13 protein-coding genes are annotated in these 17,597 nt (G+C 47.9%); 1 reads left to right on the top strand and 12 read right to left on the bottom strand.

All coding sequences use genetic code 11. The annotated features are described in order from the left end of the window. Window positions 1-7: 7 nt before the first annotated feature. From GFB57_RS07525 to GFB57_RS07475, 11 genes are all read right to left on the bottom strand, one after another. The gene (locus tag GFB57_RS07525; RefSeq protein ID WP_003024866.1) at window positions 8-1,339 is read right to left on the bottom strand and encodes an amino acid permease; all 1,332 of its coding nucleotides are present in this window, start codon (window positions 1,337-1,339) and stop codon (window positions 8-10) included. A 283-nt stretch (window positions 1,340-1,622) separates the two neighbouring features. Further along, window positions 1,623-2,987 carry an L-serine ammonia-lyase gene (tdcG, locus tag GFB57_RS07520; RefSeq protein ID WP_003024868.1) on the bottom strand — a complete coding sequence of 455 codons (1,365 nt, stop codon included), beginning with the start codon at window positions 2,985-2,987 and terminating at the stop codon, window positions 1,623-1,625. An 87-nt stretch (window positions 2,988-3,074) separates the two neighbouring features. Beyond that, window positions 3,075-3,470: an enamine/imine deaminase gene (locus GFB57_RS07515; protein ID WP_003024870.1), complete on the bottom strand. Its 396-nt coding sequence runs from the start codon at window positions 3,468-3,470 to the stop codon at window positions 3,075-3,077. A gap of 13 nt (window positions 3,471-3,483) precedes the next feature. Beyond that, window positions 3,484-5,778 (bottom strand): formate C-acetyltransferase, encoded by a 2,295-nt coding sequence (pflB, locus tag GFB57_RS07510; protein WP_003024871.1) that lies wholly within the window; start codon window positions 5,776-5,778, stop codon window positions 3,484-3,486. Between the two features lie 28 nt (window positions 5,779-5,806). Further along, entirely contained in the window at window positions 5,807-7,015 is a 1,209-nt protein-coding gene (gene tdcD, locus GFB57_RS07505; RefSeq protein ID WP_003024873.1) for a propionate kinase, read from the bottom strand. A gap of 31 nt (window positions 7,016-7,046) precedes the next feature. Next, window positions 7,047-8,378: a threonine/serine transporter TdcC gene (gene tdcC / locus GFB57_RS07500; protein WP_003024875.1), complete on the bottom strand. Its 1,332-nt coding sequence runs from the start codon at window positions 8,376-8,378 to the stop codon at window positions 7,047-7,049. A gap of 22 nt (window positions 8,379-8,400) precedes the next feature. Further along, entirely contained in the window at window positions 8,401-9,390 is a 990-nt protein-coding gene (gene tdcB / locus GFB57_RS07495; protein WP_003024877.1) for a bifunctional threonine ammonia-lyase/L-serine ammonia-lyase TdcB, read from the bottom strand. A 98-nt stretch (window positions 9,391-9,488) separates the two neighbouring features. Further along, the gene (gene tdcA / locus GFB57_RS07490; RefSeq protein WP_003024882.1) at window positions 9,489-10,427 is read right to left on the bottom strand and encodes a transcriptional regulator TdcA; all 939 of its coding nucleotides are present in this window, start codon (window positions 10,425-10,427) and stop codon (window positions 9,489-9,491) included. A 1,202-nt stretch (window positions 10,428-11,629) separates the two neighbouring features. After that, window positions 11,630-12,765 (bottom strand): IS3 family transposase gene (locus tag GFB57_RS07485; protein WP_201304748.1). Its coding sequence is split into 2 segments (ribosomal slippage): window positions 11,630-12,519 and window positions 12,519-12,765, totalling 1,137 coding nucleotides; the frame shifts between segments, so codons are not numbered across the junction. A 306-nt stretch (window positions 12,766-13,071) separates the two neighbouring features. Continuing rightward, window positions 13,072-13,596, bottom strand: a complete 525-nt coding sequence (locus tag GFB57_RS07480) for a phase 1 flagellin transcriptional repressor (RefSeq protein WP_290366951.1) — start codon at window positions 13,594-13,596, stop codon at window positions 13,072-13,074. Between the two features lie 80 nt (window positions 13,597-13,676). Further along, window positions 13,677-15,347 carry a FliC/FljB family flagellin gene (locus GFB57_RS07475; RefSeq protein ID WP_290366950.1) on the bottom strand — a complete coding sequence of 557 codons (1,671 nt, stop codon included), beginning with the start codon at window positions 15,345-15,347 and terminating at the stop codon, window positions 13,677-13,679. A gap of 440 nt (window positions 15,348-15,787) precedes the next feature. Here GFB57_RS07475 and GFB57_RS07470 point away from each other — a divergent pair, with 440 nt between their 5' ends. After that, window positions 15,788-16,366 (top strand): recombinase family protein, encoded by a 579-nt coding sequence (locus GFB57_RS07470; RefSeq protein WP_079225950.1) that lies wholly within the window; start codon window positions 15,788-15,790, stop codon window positions 16,364-16,366. Between the two features lie 307 nt (window positions 16,367-16,673). Here the strand turns inward: GFB57_RS07470 and GFB57_RS07465 are convergent, their stop codons facing one another. Further along, window positions 16,674-17,372 carry an inovirus-type Gp2 protein gene (locus GFB57_RS07465; protein WP_290366974.1) on the bottom strand — a complete coding sequence of 233 codons (699 nt, stop codon included), beginning with the start codon at window positions 17,370-17,372 and terminating at the stop codon, window positions 16,674-16,676. Window positions 17,373-17,597: the final 225 nt, after the last annotated feature.

Below are 17,597 nucleotides of genomic sequence, written 5' to 3'. Positions count from 1 at the left end.
AGATAACTCAGGAAAATGCCAGGAACGGAGAAACGCACAGCAGCAGGCCCGTGATAATAATCAGATACAGGGAAGCGCCTTTGTATTTGTGCAGTGAAGGAACTTTGTAGACCAGCCAGGCCGGGATCAGACAACCCACCATGCCGAAGATAGGACTACAAATAGAGGTGAAGCTCAGTACCGGCGCATTGAGCACAATTGCACTCCAGGCCAGCAGGATGGCAAAAATCATAATGCCGCGCTGAACCAGGGTTTCGTTAATTTTCTCGGCTGCCATTTTGCGGCGCAGCACGTTCATTACGATCCCCTGAGTCGCTTCACGGAAACCTAAGTAGACGCCGAAGAAAGCGGTCATAACGGCAAAGATGTTCAAAACTACGCTGACGATTTTCACCCAACCAGCACCCGCACCGCTGATAAACTGCGCGGCAATCGCCAGAGCGGAAATATTCTGCTCATAAGCTTTAACCGCTTCGTCATGGCCCATCGCCAACGTGAAGGAAACGGCGTAGAAAAAGACGGTCACGAACAGAATGCCGAACGCGATATTCATCGCTCGCAGGGCTTTATGGCGCGCCACTTCAATGGATTTGTTGCGAGAACGATACGAGATAACCATCGGGCTTAATGTCTGAATAAACAGAATTGAGGTCAGCGTAAATGGCAACGTTATGATCGCGTTTTTGATCAGCAGCGCCATCGGCGGCAGTAAACCTACGTTATACAAATGCCACATCCCAACCATCGATACGCCAAGCGCTGCCACTACCAGCAGCTTGGTCAGCACCATGCCGGTGGAGATTTTAAACAGCAGTTTTTCCCCGCGTGACGAGATGGCCACCAGGATGCAAATCAGCACCAGGCCATAGAACGGGCTGTCGGACAGTAAACCTTCAGTAACGCCAAACGTGTGCAGATAAGAGGCGCTATCGTTGGTGATGGCGGTGGAATAGACAAACATCCAGATAACCAGCATCACAAAATACAACGCACCTAACAGGATGCCCCAGTTCTTACCCAGATAGCCGCTGATCACGCTCGGGTAGTCTTTACACTCTGGGGACTCAGCCAGCGTGTTGATAAACAGGCGCTGGAACAAATACATGGCTGGATAGCCGATGATAGAAGAGAGTAAGAACACCCACAGCCCCATCAATCCTACCTGGACGGGAAGAAAAACAATCCCCGCGCCAATTGCCATACCGATACTCATAATGACCCAGCCAGTGTCCATGCTGTCGAATTTAATGGCTTCACGCCATTCACTTTCGGTCATCCCCGCCCGACGCGCCGGAGCAGATGCGTCGAGTATTACGCTGTTATTCGTTGCCGTTTCCATAAAAATCTCGCTCAAAATGTAGGGTAAGGTTTTATTATTTTTCCGTTCCGCATCAATGCGATACGCGGTACGAGTCGTGCAGGCGAGTTCGTTAGAATGGAGAAATCATACGCCGAGGGTCAGAGAAAAACTTCACATAAATACCCACTCATTTCATAATGTTTAATAAAATTTTTCTATTTTATATTTACAAAATAGGATTAATTTCCCTTTTTGAAGCGGATCACAACAAAAAAAAGGGCGCACTCAAGTGCGCCCAAAGGAGAAATAAACACAAATTTAGTTAAGTGCAAATCACTTTGATAGCCAGACCACCACGTGACGTTTCACGGTATTTGTCGTTCATATCTTTGCCCGTTTCATACATGGTCTCGATCACTTTATCGAGCGAAACGCGTGGCTCAGATGTTCGACGTAGCGCCATACGCGCGGCGTTGACGGCTTTTACCGCGTTGATCGCATTGCGCTCAATACACGGTATTTGCACTTGTCCGGCGACCGGATCGCAGGTCAGCCCCAGGTTATGCTCCATAGCGATTTCCGCCGCAATACACACCTGAGACGGGCTACCACCAAGCAACTCGGTCAGCCCGGCAGCAGCCATTGAACAAGCAACGCCAATCTCACCCTGACAGCCCACTTCGGCACCCGAAATCGAGGCATTCATCTTATACAGCGCGCCTATCGCCCCCGCGGCCAGTAAGTAGCGGGCAATGGAGTTTGCATTCACCGGGCGGCGGAACTTGTCGTAATAGGCCAGGACAGCAGGGATAATCCCACATGCTCCGTTGGTCGGTGCCGTCACAACCCGGCATCCGGCGGCGTTTTCTTCGCTCACGGCCAGCGCGAACATGTTGATCCAGTCGATAACGTTCATTGGGTCGCTGGACAGGTTATCGCTGGAAACCAGCAACCGACGTAATGCCACGGCGCGGCGCGGGACGTTCAGTGGACCCGGCAGAACGCCTTCGGTGTTCATGCCTCGCTCAATTCCAGCGTGCATAACGTCCCAAATGGCAGCAAAGCCAGCATCGATTTCTTCTTTGCTGCGCATCGCCAGTTCGTTTTGCATCATCAGGCCGGAAACAGACAGCCCGTTGCGCTCGCACAGTTTCAGCAGTTCGCTGGCGGAATGAAAATTGTAGGGTACGTGTGCTTCAACATCATGCGCCTGACCAAATTGCTCCTCTTCAACGATAAAACCACCGCCGACGGAGTAATAGGTTTTGCTTAATAGTGTCTCGGTGCCGTTCCACGCGGTGATACGCATGCCATTTTCATGGCGCGGCAGCGTTTCGGTATGAAAGAGAATATTTTCGTCTGGGGAAAAATCGACAACATGCGTGCCCTCTGCAACCGGTAAACGTCCGGTACGGGCCACTTCCTGAGTAAAACCAGCGATAGAATCTATATTAACATTTTGTGGACTGTTACCGGCCAGTCCCATCATGATGGCGACATCTGTCGCATGACCTTTTCCGGTCAAGGAAAGCGATCCATAAAGATCGACCACAATATGCGTAGCTTTGGGGAGTTCCCCGCTGCTGACCAACAGATCGATAAAGCTTTTACCTGCGTTCATTGGCCCCACGGTATGGGAGCTGGAAGGTCCAATGCCAATCTTGAAAATATCGAATGCGCTAATCATATCCACACCCTCGGATTGCCGTTCAGTGAAGACCAGGTTTCACACTCATTAAGGATCGGGGCGATCCTGAGATCGCCCCGCAAGGGATTACAGCGTGTCGCCACGTACGGCGATGGCTTCAATCTCCAGCTTCACATCCTTGGGTAAGCGGGCGACCTGCACGCAGCTGCGCGTAGGGTAGATTGCCTTATGCTCATCAAAGAACTGCTGGTACACCTGATTGATGGTGGCGAAGTCGTTCAGGTCGGAAACGAAAACGGTGGTCTTGACGATATCGCTCACTTTCAAACCTGCAGACTCGACAATCGCTTTCACGTTTTCCAGGCTTTGACGCGCCTGATCGGATACGTTTTCAGCCACTTCACCGGTCTGTGGACACACCGGGATTTGACCTGACGTCAACACCATGCTGCCCAGATCCACACCCTGTACGTAAGGCCCGATAGCCCCTGGCGCACATTCGGTTGCAATAACTTTTCTCATAGTCCCTCCGGCGTCAGAGCGCCTGGGTGAAAGTACGTGAAATAACATCCTGCTGCTGTTCACGGGTCAGCGCGTTGAAGCGCACCGCATAGCCAGACACGCGGATCGTCAGGTTCGGATAGTTTTCCGGGTGCTCAATGGCATCCATCAACATTTCACGGTTCATAACGTTAACGTTCAGATGCTGCCCACCTTCCACATGCGCTTCATGGTGGAAGTAACCGTCCAGCAGACCGACCAGGTTGGTTTTACGCACTCCATCCTCTTTGCCCAGCGCTGCCGGTACAATGGAGAAGGTGTACGAAATACCGTCTTTGGCATAGGTGAACGGTAGTTTGGCGACCGAGGTTAACGACGCCACCGCACCTTTACGATCGCGGCCGTGCATCGGGTTTGCCCCTGGCGCAAACGGCGTACCCGCGCGACGTCCGTCTGGCGTGTTACCAGTTTTCTGTCCGTACACCACGTTGGAGGTGATGGTCAGAATGGACTGCGTCGGCACCGCGTTACGGTAGGTTGGCAACACTTTAATTTTCTTCATAAAGCGTTCGACCAGGTCGCAGGCAATACTGTCTACGCGCTCGTCGTTGTTGCCGTATTGCGGATAGTCTCCTTCGATTTCAAAATCAATCGCCAGACCGTTTTCATCGCGAATCGGTTTCACGCGAGCATATTTGATAGCCGACAGAGAATCCGCCGCCACGGACAGACCCGCCATACCACAGGCCATCGTGCGATAGACATCACGATCGTGCAGCGCCATCAGCGATGCTTCGTAGCTGTACTTGTCGTGCATGTAGTGGATGATGTTCAGCGCGCTGATGTACTGCACGGCCAGCCAATCCATAAAGTGGTCCAGGCTCTCCATCACCGTGTCGTAGTCCAGCACGTCATCCATCAGTGGTGCCGTTTTCGGCCCGACCTGGATTTTCAGCTTCTCATCCACGCCGCCGTTGATTGCGTACAGTAACGTTTTAGCGAGGTTGGCACGCGCCCCGAAGAACTGCATTTGTTTGCCGATAACCATCGGGCTGACGCAGCAGGCAATGGCATAGTCATCGCTGTCAAAGTCGGCACGCATCAAATCGTCGTTTTCGTACTGTAAAGACGAGGTAATGATCGACACCTGGGCAGCATACTTTTTAAAGGCGATTGGTAGCTGTTCAGACCACAGCACCGTCAGGTTCGGCTCTGGTGCCGGGCCCATGGTGTGCAGCGTATGCAGATAGCGGAACGAGTTCTTCGTCACCAGCGTGCGGCCATCAAGCCCCATACCACCGATAACTTCGGTCGCCCAGATAGGGTCGCCTGAGAACAGGGTGTCGAATTCCGGCGTACGCAGGAAGCGCACCATACGGATCTTCATAATGAAGTGGTCGATCAGCTCCTGCGCCTGCTGCTCGTTTAAAATCCCTGCTTTGAAATCGCGCTCAATGTAGATGTCGAGGAACGATGCGGTACGGCCCAGCGACATCGCGCCGCCGTTCTGCGATTTCACCGCAGCCAGGTAAGCAAAGTACACCCACTGCACCGCTTCTTGCGCATTACGCGCCGGGCGGGAGATATCGCAGCCATACTTCGCAGCCATTTCCTGCATTTGCAGCAGAGCGCGACGGTGCTCAGACAGCTCTTCACGCAGACGAATCGTGGCTTCAAGATTCTGGCCCCACTCCAGGTTCGACTGGAGATCGGCAAACTGCAGTTCACGCTCGCGCACCAGGTAGCGAATACCGTACAGCGCCACGCGGCGATAGTCACCGATGATACGGCCACGACCATAGCCGTCCGGCAGACCGGTCAGCACGCCGGATTTACGGCAGCGCAGCATATCCGGAGAGTAGGCGTCGAATACGCCCTGGTTATGGGTTTTACGCAGTTCAGTAAACTGGTATTCAAAATCAGCATCCATCTCACGACCATAAGCATCAAAAGAGCTTTTGATCATGTTGATGCCACCAAACGGATGCAGAGCGCGCTTGAGCGGCTTATCCGTTTGCAGACCAACGATTTTTTCCAGTTCTTGTTCAATATAACCCGCATCATGCGCGGTTATCGTGGTAGCAATATTAGTATCGAAATCAACCGGCGCGTGCGTCGAGTTTTCAATACGGATGCCCGCCATCACTTTTTCCCACAATGCAGTGGTCGCAGGCGTTGCTTCGGCGAGGAAAGATTCATCCCCTTCATAAGGCGTATAGTTGTGCTGAATAAAATCACGGACATTAATTTCTTCTTTCCAGTCCGTACCTTTAAAGCCATTCCAGGCTTCGGCATACAGCATATCGCTGGTATCGATATTTACCTTCATGAAAAATAATCTCTCTGCTGAAAATTAATTATGCAAATTCTACTGATGTATTAATTTTGCCTAATGCAATGGCATCACGTGCAATCATTTTCTCTTCGTTTGTGGGAATTACCGCACAAACAACACGAGCATCTTTATTTGAGATAATTCTTTCGCCATGGGAATTTGGCAGACTATTCATTTCGTTGTCGATATTCACGCCTAAAACAGCAAGGTGCTCAATAACCAGACGACGAATTAATACCGAGTTCTCACCTATGCCACCGGTGAAAATAATCCCATCAAGACGATGCAGCGATGCAGCATGGCCGGCGATATGACGCGCGATACGATGCACAAACGTTTTAATCGCCAGCTGCGCACGCTCATGTCCCTCGTGCCAGGCTTTTTCTAACGTACGTAAGTCAGAAGACAAACCGGAAATACCCAGTAAACCGGACTCTTTATTCACTACGCGCTCAAGGTCGCTCAGCGTCTGGTTGGTTTCGCTGGCAATCCACGCCATCGCGCCGAAATCGACGTCGCCGCTGCGTGTCCCCATCATCAACCCTTCCAGCGGCGTCATGCCCATTGAGGTATCAACGCTCTGCCCGTTACGCACCGCACAGATTGACGCACCGTTCCCCAGGTGAGCCACAACCAGACCCGAGTCATCACTCTGCAGGTCGAGAAGGTCATGCGCTTGCTGAGAAACATAGCGATGCGACGTGCCGTGGAAGCCGTAACGACGAACGCCCAACTCTTCGAAATATTTCCACGGTAAACCGTACAAATAGGCTTCAGGGGCCATCGTCTGGTGGAAGCTTGTATCAAATACCGCAACCTGCTGTACGCCTGGGAAAAGGTGCTGAGCAGATTCGATCCCACTCAGGTTCGCATAATTATGTAACGGTGCTAGCGGCGATACCCGGCGGATATTATCAATAACTTCGTCAGTAATAATTGCTGATTCGGTAAAGATATTTCCGCCGTGTGCAATGCGGTGGCCAATTAAGGCCACGCTGTCCATTAAATTACGTTTCTCTAGTTCAACGGCAATTGCTTTTAATGCGTCTTCGTAGCTGTGGTGAGCCAGCTTAGCTGGCTCTCCTCCATTAATTGCTATGAACGCATTTTCAGAGTTAATACCGTCCGCGATTCCCGCCATTAAAACTTCACAGTTAGCTGCATCCAGCACTGAGAATTTAATGGAAGACGAACCACAGTTAATAACCAGTACTACCGGAAACTCATTCATTTCACTACTCCGCTCATCCTGAGCTTAAGGATTAAAACAGTTTGTAGACAATGTTCAGGATGGTCAGCAGACCAATCACGGTAACAAACACGTTATCCAGACGGCCACGGTATTTCGCCAGTGATGGCGCTTTACGGATGGCATACATCGGCAGCAGGCAGAGCAGAGAGGCAATAATCGGCGCGCCCATTGCTTCAATAAGGTCCAGGATGTTCGGGTTGGCGTAAGCCACAACCCAGGTGGAGCCCATGATGAAGATCATGCTGATGGTGTTCAGTTTGCCGGCGGAAACTTTGGTCTTATCGCCTTTGTAACCAAACTTCAGCACCAGACCGTTCAGACCTTCCAGCGTACCCAGGTAGTGGCCGAAGAACGATTTGAAGATAGCAACCAGGGCGATAATAGAAGCACCGTATTCCAGAACGGTCGCGAAGGTGGACTTCGTCCCGGACAGTGAAGCGAAGTGGTTCGCCAGATAAGACAGTACTGGAATGTTCTGCGCTTTCGCATCCGCCATGTTTGCCGGAGACAGCGTGAACAGGCAGCTAAAGGCGAAGAACATTACCACCGCAACCATCAGCATACTGGCGCGGGAGATGATTTTAGAACATTTCTGCTCGGTAAATTCGCGACCGAAATCTTTCTCATACTCTTCGCGTTTAGAGACCACGAAGGAAGAAACGATTGGCGAAAAGTTGAAAGAGAACACCATGATGGAAATACCCAGCCATACGGTAACCAGGATGCCGTCATGGCCAGTCAGAGCGATATTGCTGATATCAACCTGATCGATAACCGCTGAGTTCCAGTAAGGAATCAGTGACAGAGAGATAAGCACCAGGCTGGCAATGAACGGCCATACCAGGTAGCTCATCACTTTAACCATCAGATCTTTACCAAACCAGATGACGAATGCCATCAGCAGCAACAGGAACAGCGCCACGAAGCCACGGTTCAATGCTGGCATTTGCAGCTGGTTTTCCCAGAAGGTCATAAAGGTGTTGGTGATGGTGACGCCATAAATCCACAGCAGCGGACAAATCGCAAAGAAGTAGAGGAACGTGATAACCACGCCGCCCGTTTTACCAAAGTGCTCTTCAACCGTTTCTGTGATGTTACCGGAAGGATTAGAACCGGAAAGACACAGGCGTGCCAGCGCACGGTGGCAATAGAACGCGATGGGGTATGCTAACACCAGCATGATCAGAATGGGGATCAGTCCGCCAAAACCTGCGCGGATAGGGAAGAACAGCACCCCAGCGCCGATGGCTGTACCAAATAAACCCAGTGTCCAGGTGGTGTCCGATTTGCGCCAGGACGACTGTTTTGTCTGGCTGGATACAATGCTATCAGTAGTACTCATATCCTATCCTCAACGAAGTATATTAAGCGTCAACTAAACCAGTAATTTGAGATACACGAGAAAGGTCGATATTACCGCCAGAAATAATGCTGACTGTTTTTCTGTTCTGGATATAGCTATCTAATTTCCCGCTTAATAATGCTGCGCATGCCAGCGCACCGGCACCTTCAGTTACAACTTTATTTCGCTGAATTAATGCCACCATGCTGTTGCGAATTTCATCTTCGCTGACCAGGACAATGTCATCCACCAACTCACGAACGATTTCATACGTTAAAGTACCCGGGCGAGAGACGTCACAACCATCTGCCAGGGTGCCGGTCGTTCGGTGCGTGGTTATTTCTCCAGCGTGGAAAGAAGCCGCCATGCCGTGAACGTTTTCAGACTGCACGCCAATAATTTTAATGGTCGGGTTAATAGATTTAATTGCCACCGCAATACCTGCAATCAGTCCACCACCGCCAATTGGCACAATCACGTTATCGACATCGTACAGATCTTCCAGAATTTCCAGACCAATAGTGCCCTGACCAGCAATAACTTTCGGGTCATCATATGGTGGAATAAAGATACGGCCTTCCGTTTCCACAATCTCGCTAACCTTAGCGATGGTGTCGTTGAAGTTGTCGCCATGCAGCACAACTTCCGCGGAATAATCGCAGGTTGCCGCTACTTTAGACTTCGGTGCGCCTTTCGGCATCACCACTTTGCCGTCGATACCGAGCATGGCGCAGGAGAGAGAAACCCCTTGCGCATGGTTACCTGCAGAGCAAGCCACCACGCCCTTCATTCTTTCTGCTTCTGTTAAGGAACTGAGCTTGTTAAAAGCGCCACGGATTTTAAATGAACCGGTACGCTGCATGTTTTCAAACTTGAGGAAAATTTCCCCTTTGCAACGTTCACTAAAATAGTTAGAGCGAGGCATTCCCGTTTTATAAATTTTCCCCGCCAGTCTTTTTTTCGCTTCGAGGATATCTTCAATTGCAACTGGGAGATCGTATGTAATGTGCATTAGAACCTCTTACTAGGGTATTAAAGTAAATAGATAGCCGTGACCATTGTCAGATATAGACAGATGGCGTTTATTTTTTGTTAAAACAATTTCAATCTTTAATCAATTTCAATTAATTGCCTTCGTCTCCGACAATTATATGATGAATACTCTTTGGCTAATTCCACCAAAATAGATGCTGCTTTTTTAATTCGATAATTTTTCGACCACACGGCGGCATAACGCGCGACGGGTAAGGTTTCTTGTACCGGGATAGTAATAAACTGGTTTGAGCCAAACGGTGTGGTCATATCGCAGGGAATTACTGTTAAGAAATCAGCATTGAGAACAAGATTATAAATGGTGACGACGGAGTCAGTATTAACGATGTTTTCACTGCTGATGCCATTATTCTGTAACGTGGTAAGAAGTTCGCTGTAGTACCCCATATTCGTTTGTGGCAACACCCACTGTTCGTTTTTCAACGCGCTCAGCGAGGTGATGCCGGTGCATGTTCGGGACTTGCTGGCAACCAGGATAAAGTCTGACTCAAAGAGCGGCTCCACATGCAGATCGTGCAATTTCATCTCATCGCTCAGCGTACCGATGGCAAAATCCAGACGCCCGTCACGGATTGCCGGTAAGAACGAGGAGAGCTGAGCTTCATACATAGAAACCTGTGCTTTCGGGAATACCTCTTTGAATTTTTTAATCATGCCGGACATGATGGTGAAGGCAATCAGTGAAGGAAAACCAAACGACACATCAACGACCGCATTGCTCGTCATGCTGTTCATCTCATCAACCATGTTTTTCATTTCACGGGTAATTGATTCAGACCATGAGAGCATCACCTGACCTGCCTGAGTCAATGTCACACCAGTATTTTTACGCACAACTAACTCAATACCAAAATAAGCCTCAACATCGTTGATGATTTTACTGACAGCGGGTTGAGTTAAACCTAATTCTTTTGCAGCTGAGCCGATAGAACCGCTTCTAATGACTTCCTGAAAGACCACTAAGTGCTGTGTTTTAGGGAGTGTAATAGTATTCATATCGACCTGCGTTAATTACTTTGTTGACGGCAGGAAGTGTACCAAATTAAGCAAACAAGGATATGTGCTACCCCTCACAAATCCCCTTGACTTACATTTTGTAAGACTATTATAAAAAATGAAACCACTTATAAATCATATAGATATGAAATACATATCTCACTTTACCCTGACTTTAATCAAAAAAAGATGGGGGGATAACGATTTTTTATGGCTATAACATCGCCATTTTATCTGTTATTTCTAAAAACCAGGAAAGGCTATATTTCAATCAATTACAGCGCAATTATCGGGCAGAATGACACTTAAATTTAATGAGTAATTTATCAAATATAATTATATTTTACCGTTTGTGGTGATTAAATAACGCCATGCTTCACATTTTTTCGTCATATTTGTTTGTAAAGAAACATTGCGTTTATTAAAATTCAATCTATACGATACAAATAATTATCATATTCAACATTATATTAACACCAATTTTGTGCACTTTATTAGCGCGTAATTTTGTGATGGCGATCGATTGCGTTCGATTATTCTCGATAAAAACGTATCGCGCAGCGTTTTGTGCTAGCCATCACAAAAACGGAAATATCCCACAACGCATTCCCTCAAATAAAAGACGTTCAGCGCATAAATAAAAGTCAAATAAAGAGTAGATGAAGAGAAAATAAACGCCAGAATCGTGTTAAACCAAGCGTAACGCGACAGGTAAAACGTCTGCCGGATGGCGGTGTAAACACCTTATCCGGCCTACAAAACCCGTTCCAGCCATCCCTGTAGGCCTGATAAGCGCAGCGCCATCAGGCATAACAACCTGCCCAGAAAGCAAAAAACCCATCAAAGCGAGGTTTTATAAAGAGTGAAGCTGACCGATAAGCCGCGTTCTTTTGAGCATAGCCTCGTGGACAGTCACTCATCTGGCCTATCCGGAAAGCAAAAACCCCGCCGAAGCGGGGTTTTATAAAGAGTGAAGCTGACCGATAAGGCGGCTTCGTTCAACCATACGTCAGGCATCTGCGGCGCTGGAGTTGTCTTGTGTCGCAGACTGTATCGCAGTTTGTATCACAACGATAGCCCTGAAATTTACTTACTATCGCTCGTATCGAAAGTCTTGGTGTAAGGACTGAATCGCCACGGATAATCTAGACACTTCCGAGCCGTTGATGGACTGACCCCACCCCGGTAGACAAATTCTGTCCTCACGACGAGGCCTGTTCGAAGGCCTCCGGACTGACGCCGCCGAGGTGACTGTGGCGCCGGGCCCGGTTGTAGAACACTTCAATGTAATCGAAGATATCCGCCCGGGCTAGATCCCGGGTTTTGTATATTCTCTTCCTGATGCGCTCTTTTTTCAGTGAACTGAAGAACGATTCGGCCACCGCATTATCCCAGCAGTTGCCACGCCGGCTCATGCTCGGGACCAGGTTATTGGCCCGGCAGAAGCGCTGCCAGTCGTCACTGCCGTACTGGCTTCCCTGGTCTGAGTGCACGATGACCTCGCCGTCGGGTTTACGTCGCCAGACCGCCATCATCAGTGCATCCAGCGCCAGTTCGCGTGAGAGAGTGGGCTTCATCGACCAGCCCACCACGTTACGGGCGAAGAGATCGATAACCACCGCCAGATACAGCCAGCCCTGCCAGGTGCGGATATAAGTAATGTCGGTGACCCAGACCTGATTGGCCCGGACAACAGTAAACTGCCGCTGCACGCGATTAGGGGCAACCACTGAAGGTCTGCCAGCGATACGACGCGGCGCTTTATAGCCGCGCACGGCTTTAATCCGGTTCAGTTGCATAATACGGCCCACCCGGTTTTTACCGCAGGTTTCCCCGATTTCGTTCAGGTCGCCATGAACCCGCCGGTAACCGTATACGCCTCCGCTCAGTGAATATGAGTCACGGATAAGCGTCAGCAGACGCTGGTTATCTTTATCACGTGCCGAGACCGGGTTATGCAGCCACGCGTAGAACCCGGCCCGGGCGACATCCAGTACCCGACACATTGTCATCACACCCCATACAGTGCGGTGCTCATTGATAAAGCGGTACTTCAGTCGGGCTCCCTTGCAAAGTACCGCGCGGCCTTTTTCAGGATATCCCGTTCTTCTTCGGTACGTTTTAGCTGCGCCCGTAGTTTCAGGATCTCGCTTTTGGCTTCCAGTAAATCCCGGGCATGCTGCTCGCTGTTATCCGGTTTGATAGCCCGTAGCCACTTGTAGAGGCTGTGGGCAGAAACGCCCAGACGGTCAGATACTTCGGCAACGGAATAACCGCGTTCCGTTATCTGTCGGACGGCTTCTTCCTTAAATTCAGGTGTAAATCGTGGTGTGCCCATATGCTCCCCCTATGCTCAAACTATAGGGCAGGATCGTCTACCGGGGTGGGGTCAGTCCAACTATAGGGCAGGATCGTCTACCGGGGTGGGGTCAGTCCAACTATAGGGCAGGATCGTCTACCGGGGTGGGGTCAGTCCAAACGAACTTCAGGGGCTGCATCTAGCGGCCTCCTTTCGTAACGTCATATTGAAAACAAAACAAGATGTAAGATCAGCTAAACGGCTCCATATTTATTGAATTAGTTACTCATTCTCTTAACCAAATACCCTTCCAAAATACTTATAACTAAATGATAATATTAAAGTTTAATCGTAATAATCTGAAGATGTTATTCTGCTGACCCAGTCAAACATGACCTGCATATGGCTGCCATTAGGTCTAATCATTCCGACCTGACAAGCATTAACGCCAGTAGTTTCCCCTATCAGAATGCGCCCATCTAGCATATTTACTTTTATACCCACCCCTTGTTTGAAACACTTATTGCAGATAGAAAAAAAGTCTTTCCTTGTTGGTTCACATGGCTGAACATTAAAAACATCAGCAGCAATAAGTTTTGCGGTTAAATTCTCGCCAACAGGCAATTCTTCAAGTGATGCGAGAAACTCAAGTTTGACTTCAACTCGATTGCATCCCTTGGCCTCATCAGATGCCAAAATTACATTTTCTTTCTGGTTAAACTTTGAAATATAACCAACTATTGATTGCCCATTGCTGCTTACCAGCTTCACAGGATAATCGTTAAAGCGTAGAAATTGTATCCTGCGAGCAAGCATAGAATATTCTCGGGGCCATTTTTCCGCTTCTCGACCATATGAGATATCATTCATAACAGTTGTACCTAATAACCGACTTTAGCATATTAAATAAAAAAGCCCCGCAATCACGGGGCTTAGCACTAAAAACTATATTAACGCAGAAGAGACAGTACGTTCTGGGTTGTCTGGTTTGCTTGTGCCAGAACAGAAGTACCCGCCTGTTGCAGGATCTGTGCACGAGACATGTTAGACACTTCTGTCGCATAGTCAGCATCTTCGATACGACTACGTGCGGAAGTCAAGTTGTTAACAGTGTTGCCCAAGTTGGTGATGGTAGAATCGAAACGGTTCTGGATTGCACCCAAGTCAGAACGTAATGCGTCAACTTTAGCTAGAGCTTTATCCAACTTTGCCATAGGATCGGTTGTCTTTGCTGTTTCAGTTTTAGCATCAGTAGTAATTTTACCATCTGCGTCTTTATAAGCAACCTTACCAGAACCGTTGGTGATAGCACCGTCTTCTTGCACGTAATATTTTGCAGTGTTGTCGATAGTAAATCCATCGCCTTTAACGTATGCATCAGAACCGTTAAGGGTTGCTTTCTGGTCACCACCAATAGCCACTGCAAATCCAGTACTCGTAGTAAAACCCGCAGTATCTGCTTTAGCTTTAAGATCCTCAGCACTAATCTTCACATTAGTAGCGCTGATCTTACCTGCGGTAGTGCCGTCAGTACTACCAGCAATTGCAATTTTGGTGCCTGATTCGGTAGTAATAGAGGACTGAACCGCAGTGCTGGTACCTGTCTTATTGAGCGCTAGATTTCCTAAAGTTGCTGTTTTGCCGCCAGTTTTGTCATTCTTAGTTAAATTACCAGAGTTATCAATGAAAAGTTCTGCATTATCATCTGCAGCAGTCATTTTACCATTACGATCAATAATAACCGCTTGGGAAGAGCCATTGATTTCAACAGAAGCTTTAGTTTTATCAGTAGCAGTTGGATTTAAGTAAGTTGCTACTTGTGTTGCAGTTGTACCAGCAGTGTCACCGATATCGAAAGAAAAACTATTACTTGCTTTATCATATTTGTACGTATTACTTTTTACAGTACCGAAACCATTATCAATAGTTGTCGTAACTGTGCCAGTATCAACCATCTTACCAAATACATCACCAGCTTTTGCATTAGCTAAACCTGCAGAGCCAGTATAGGTCTTACCATTATCAGTACTAATAAATTTGTTATCTGTTAAATCCTTAGCTGTTGCAACAGTGTTATTTACGCTACCCTTACCATTAACGTTAAATCCGGTTAAACCCAAAGTCTCAGCTGTAATTTCTTTTAGGTTTATAGTAATAGCTTCTCCATCATTAGCGCCAACCTGAATGGTCATAGAGTTATCAGATGCCAGTACTTTCACACCGTTGAACTGAGTCTGACCAGATACACGGTTGATTTCCCCCAGACGTTGGGTAATTTCATTTTGAATAGAATCTAGGTCAGACGGAGAGTTAGTGCCGTTAGTTGCCTGTACAGACAACTCACGAACACGCTGCAGGTTGTTGTTGATTTCAGACAACGCGCCTTCAGTGGTCTGAGCGATAGAGATACCATCGTTGGCGTTTCGGGAAGCCTGAGTAAGACCTTTGATATTAGATGTGAAGCGGTTAGCAATCGCCTGACCTGCAGCATCGTCTTTCGCGCTGTTGATACGCAGACCAGAGGACAGACGCTCAATAGCCGAACTCAGAGAAGACTGTGATTTATTCAGGTTATTTTGAGTCAACAGCGATAGGCTGTTGGTATTGATAACTTGTGCCATAAAATTTTCCTTTTGGGTATATAAGCCAGGCTTACCTGTGTCATTCAAGTTATCGACCACTTTGGCCTAAACTTTATCTTTTTTTTAATTTCATCAATCTATTGTTTTTATTTGGTTTTTAGCGAGCTAGGGACAACTAACAGCACACAACCAATTATGTGAATTTTCCATCAAGTCTTGCTCTCTTTTGCTAGTTCACAAAAATTGCTAAGCGATTGTCAGATCGGTCAAGCAGGTTCCGCCAGATTCCAAAGATAACTCTCGATCTTTTACAAATATCATACAGGCCAATCGCATTGACCTAGTTAGTATCAACAATCGAACGTTTTATGACACCAGTAAACCCTACCCTAAATTAGTATCATTAAATTAGCACATTGACATTATGATACCATTAGTTGATTGTGATACCGTTTTTGATACCAATCAGGAGAGCGATTATGAGCCGTACATTTGCATATTGCCGTGTGTCTACCAGCGAACAGTCAACAGAAAACCAGATTATGGCGATTCGTCAGGCTGGTTATGAAGTGCCTGAGAATCGTGTTGTCTCGGAGACGGTATCCGGTGGCGTACAGGCAATGAAGCGTAAAGGCTTTGCCGATATGGTTACTCATAAGCTGGAAGCTGGGGATCGACTGGTGGTGCTGAAGCTAGATCGCTTAGGTCGTGACAACATCGATGTGCAGCAAACTATAGCGATGTTGGTAGAAAAAGAGATAGATGTAGTGTCGCTGGATCTGCCTGTGCGTAACCTTTCCAGGGCGGAAGGGAAGCTGATGCTACAAATGTTTTCAGCGTTTGCGGAGTTCGAAAAATCCCGCATTATTGAACGCACAAAAGAAGGATTAGTAAGAGCCAGGAAGGAAGGGAAGAAGTTAGGCCGTCCGGTTGCGGCAGATACCCTTCAGCGTGTACAGGAAGCCAGAGCTAAGGGGCTGAGTCAGTCCAAAGCGGCGTTAGCACTGAATTTAAGTCTCCCGACTATCAAACGAAACTGGAACATCAAAGAGGCGTAAGATTTAACCTGTCTTCACTCAGATTCAGATGCTGCCCTGCCAACGTTTGAGGCTTAATTATGGCTATTTTCGGGTCAATTAATTCGAAATATTCTGGCGACAGTAAATCCAGCGGAGCCGCACACCAGCTTAAATCCACCTGGAAAAGATAGTGATGGAGTGCTATATTTAAAATTTAAGCCGTAGTATATGAGAGAAAGCATTGTTAAACGCAATGAGCGCTATCGTGAGCGTTTTTTTGTAGTGTGGGTAATGCGTAGGTACTACTTCCTAACTTGAAGGCCGTAGAGAGCGTTACACGAAGGATTTAGCAATTATGGTTTTTATTGCTCAATTTTGATGTTGAGTGGACCCGATCCCCATTTCCGGTCTGATACTTTCCACGCTCTTTCGCCAGATACGATACCCACAGAAATGGACCCTTTAGCGTTTCCGGCTTATTTCTTTCGATAACGTAATGATTCGGATATCTTTCCGTTGCCTTTGGCAGCTCCACCAGCGCTGCTTTACCGCCCGTCAGACCCATCCAGATTTCAACAATGCTTCCGGCAATGCCACTTGTGGGTGTCCCAAGGCGTCTGACCTGTCGATGCGGGAGGGCAATCCAGCAATGGTAATGCACCTGTTTTGCTTTCTCTTGCTCCCGTACCCAGCCATAAGCAAAGTTGAGGATCGGTTCTGCCAATCCCTCAGGCCTGTTTAATTTAGCCCTCAGGCGTTCACGTAGTTTTTTAAACAGGTCGCTTACCCACCTGTTGCCTGTGTCTATTGGGGTATTCTCAGGTAAGCGTAAATCGAAGCGAGAGAAGTAAACCCGGCTGTAGATGGATAGTATCGCATCAAGCTGTTCTGCTATAGGGGTAAGGATATCAAGGCGAACACCAGATTTGTCGGTGGTGTTGATCGGGTAGGAGTAACCATGACGAATGAAAACATCACCATCGATTACCCTGTAACGCCCGTGTACATGACCTTTGGTTGTGTAAGGCGTAGCCTGCGTGAGCATTGACTGAGTACATCCTTCTTCTGACACAGTACCCCCACAAGTTAGTTATATAAACAACCCTCGCGTACACACGTATAAGTTATTACCATCTGACCACCGTAAAACGAAGCGGGTACAGGTAGTGCAAACCCCATCAAGCAAAGCCTGACGGCAAAAAAGATGGATGAAATTTTTTCGAAGAAAGTTTACATGGGATATAGAAACCCAAAATAACAATAACTCAAA

The sequence above is a fragment of the Citrobacter sp. S39 genome, from assembly GCF_009495675.1.
In the GTDB taxonomy this organism is placed as follows: Bacteria; Pseudomonadota; Gammaproteobacteria; order Enterobacterales; family Enterobacteriaceae; genus Citrobacter; species Citrobacter freundii.
This window is presented reverse-complemented; position numbering and strand designations above follow the sequence as displayed.

What these genes read in the sequence shown, in the direction of transcription:
- GFB57_RS07475 (WP_290366950.1), bottom strand. Translation starts at nt 15,347, where the DNA reads ATGGCACAAGTTATCAATACCAACAGCCTATCGCTGTTGACTCAAAAT.
- tdcD (WP_003024873.1), bottom strand. Translation starts at nt 7,015, where the DNA reads ATGAATGAGTTTCCGGTAGTACTGGTTATTAACTGTGGTTCGTCTTCC.
- GFB57_RS07515 (WP_003024870.1), bottom strand. Translation starts at nt 3,470, where the DNA reads ATGAGAAAAGTTATTGCAACCGAATGTGCGCCAGGGGCTATCGGGCCT.
- tdcC (WP_003024875.1), bottom strand. Translation starts at nt 8,378, where the DNA reads ATGAGTACTACTGATAGCATTGTATCCAGCCAGACAAAACAGTCGTCC.
- GFB57_RS07470 (WP_079225950.1), top strand. Translation starts at nt 15,788, where the DNA reads ATGAGCCGTACATTTGCATATTGCCGTGTGTCTACCAGCGAACAGTCA.
- pflB (WP_003024871.1), bottom strand. Translation starts at nt 5,778, where the DNA reads ATGAAGGTAAATATCGATACCAGCGATATGCTGTATGCCGAAGCCTGG.
- tdcG (WP_003024868.1), bottom strand. Translation starts at nt 2,987, where the DNA reads ATGATTAGCGCATTCGATATTTTCAAGATTGGCATTGGACCTTCCAGC.
- tdcB (WP_003024877.1), bottom strand. Translation starts at nt 9,390, where the DNA reads ATGCACATTACATACGATCTCCCAGTTGCAATTGAAGATATCCTCGAA.
- GFB57_RS07525 (WP_003024866.1), bottom strand. Translation starts at nt 1,339, where the DNA reads ATGGAAACGGCAACGAATAACAGCGTAATACTCGACGCATCTGCTCCG.
- GFB57_RS07480 (WP_290366951.1), bottom strand. Translation starts at nt 13,596, where the DNA reads ATGAATGATATCTCATATGGTCGAGAAGCGGAAAAATGGCCCCGAGAA.
- tdcA (WP_003024882.1), bottom strand. Translation starts at nt 10,427, where the DNA reads ATGAATACTATTACACTCCCTAAAACACAGCACTTAGTGGTCTTTCAG.
- GFB57_RS07465 (WP_290366974.1), bottom strand. Translation starts at nt 17,372, where the DNA reads ATGCTCACGCAGGCTACGCCTTACACAACCAAAGGTCATGTACACGGG.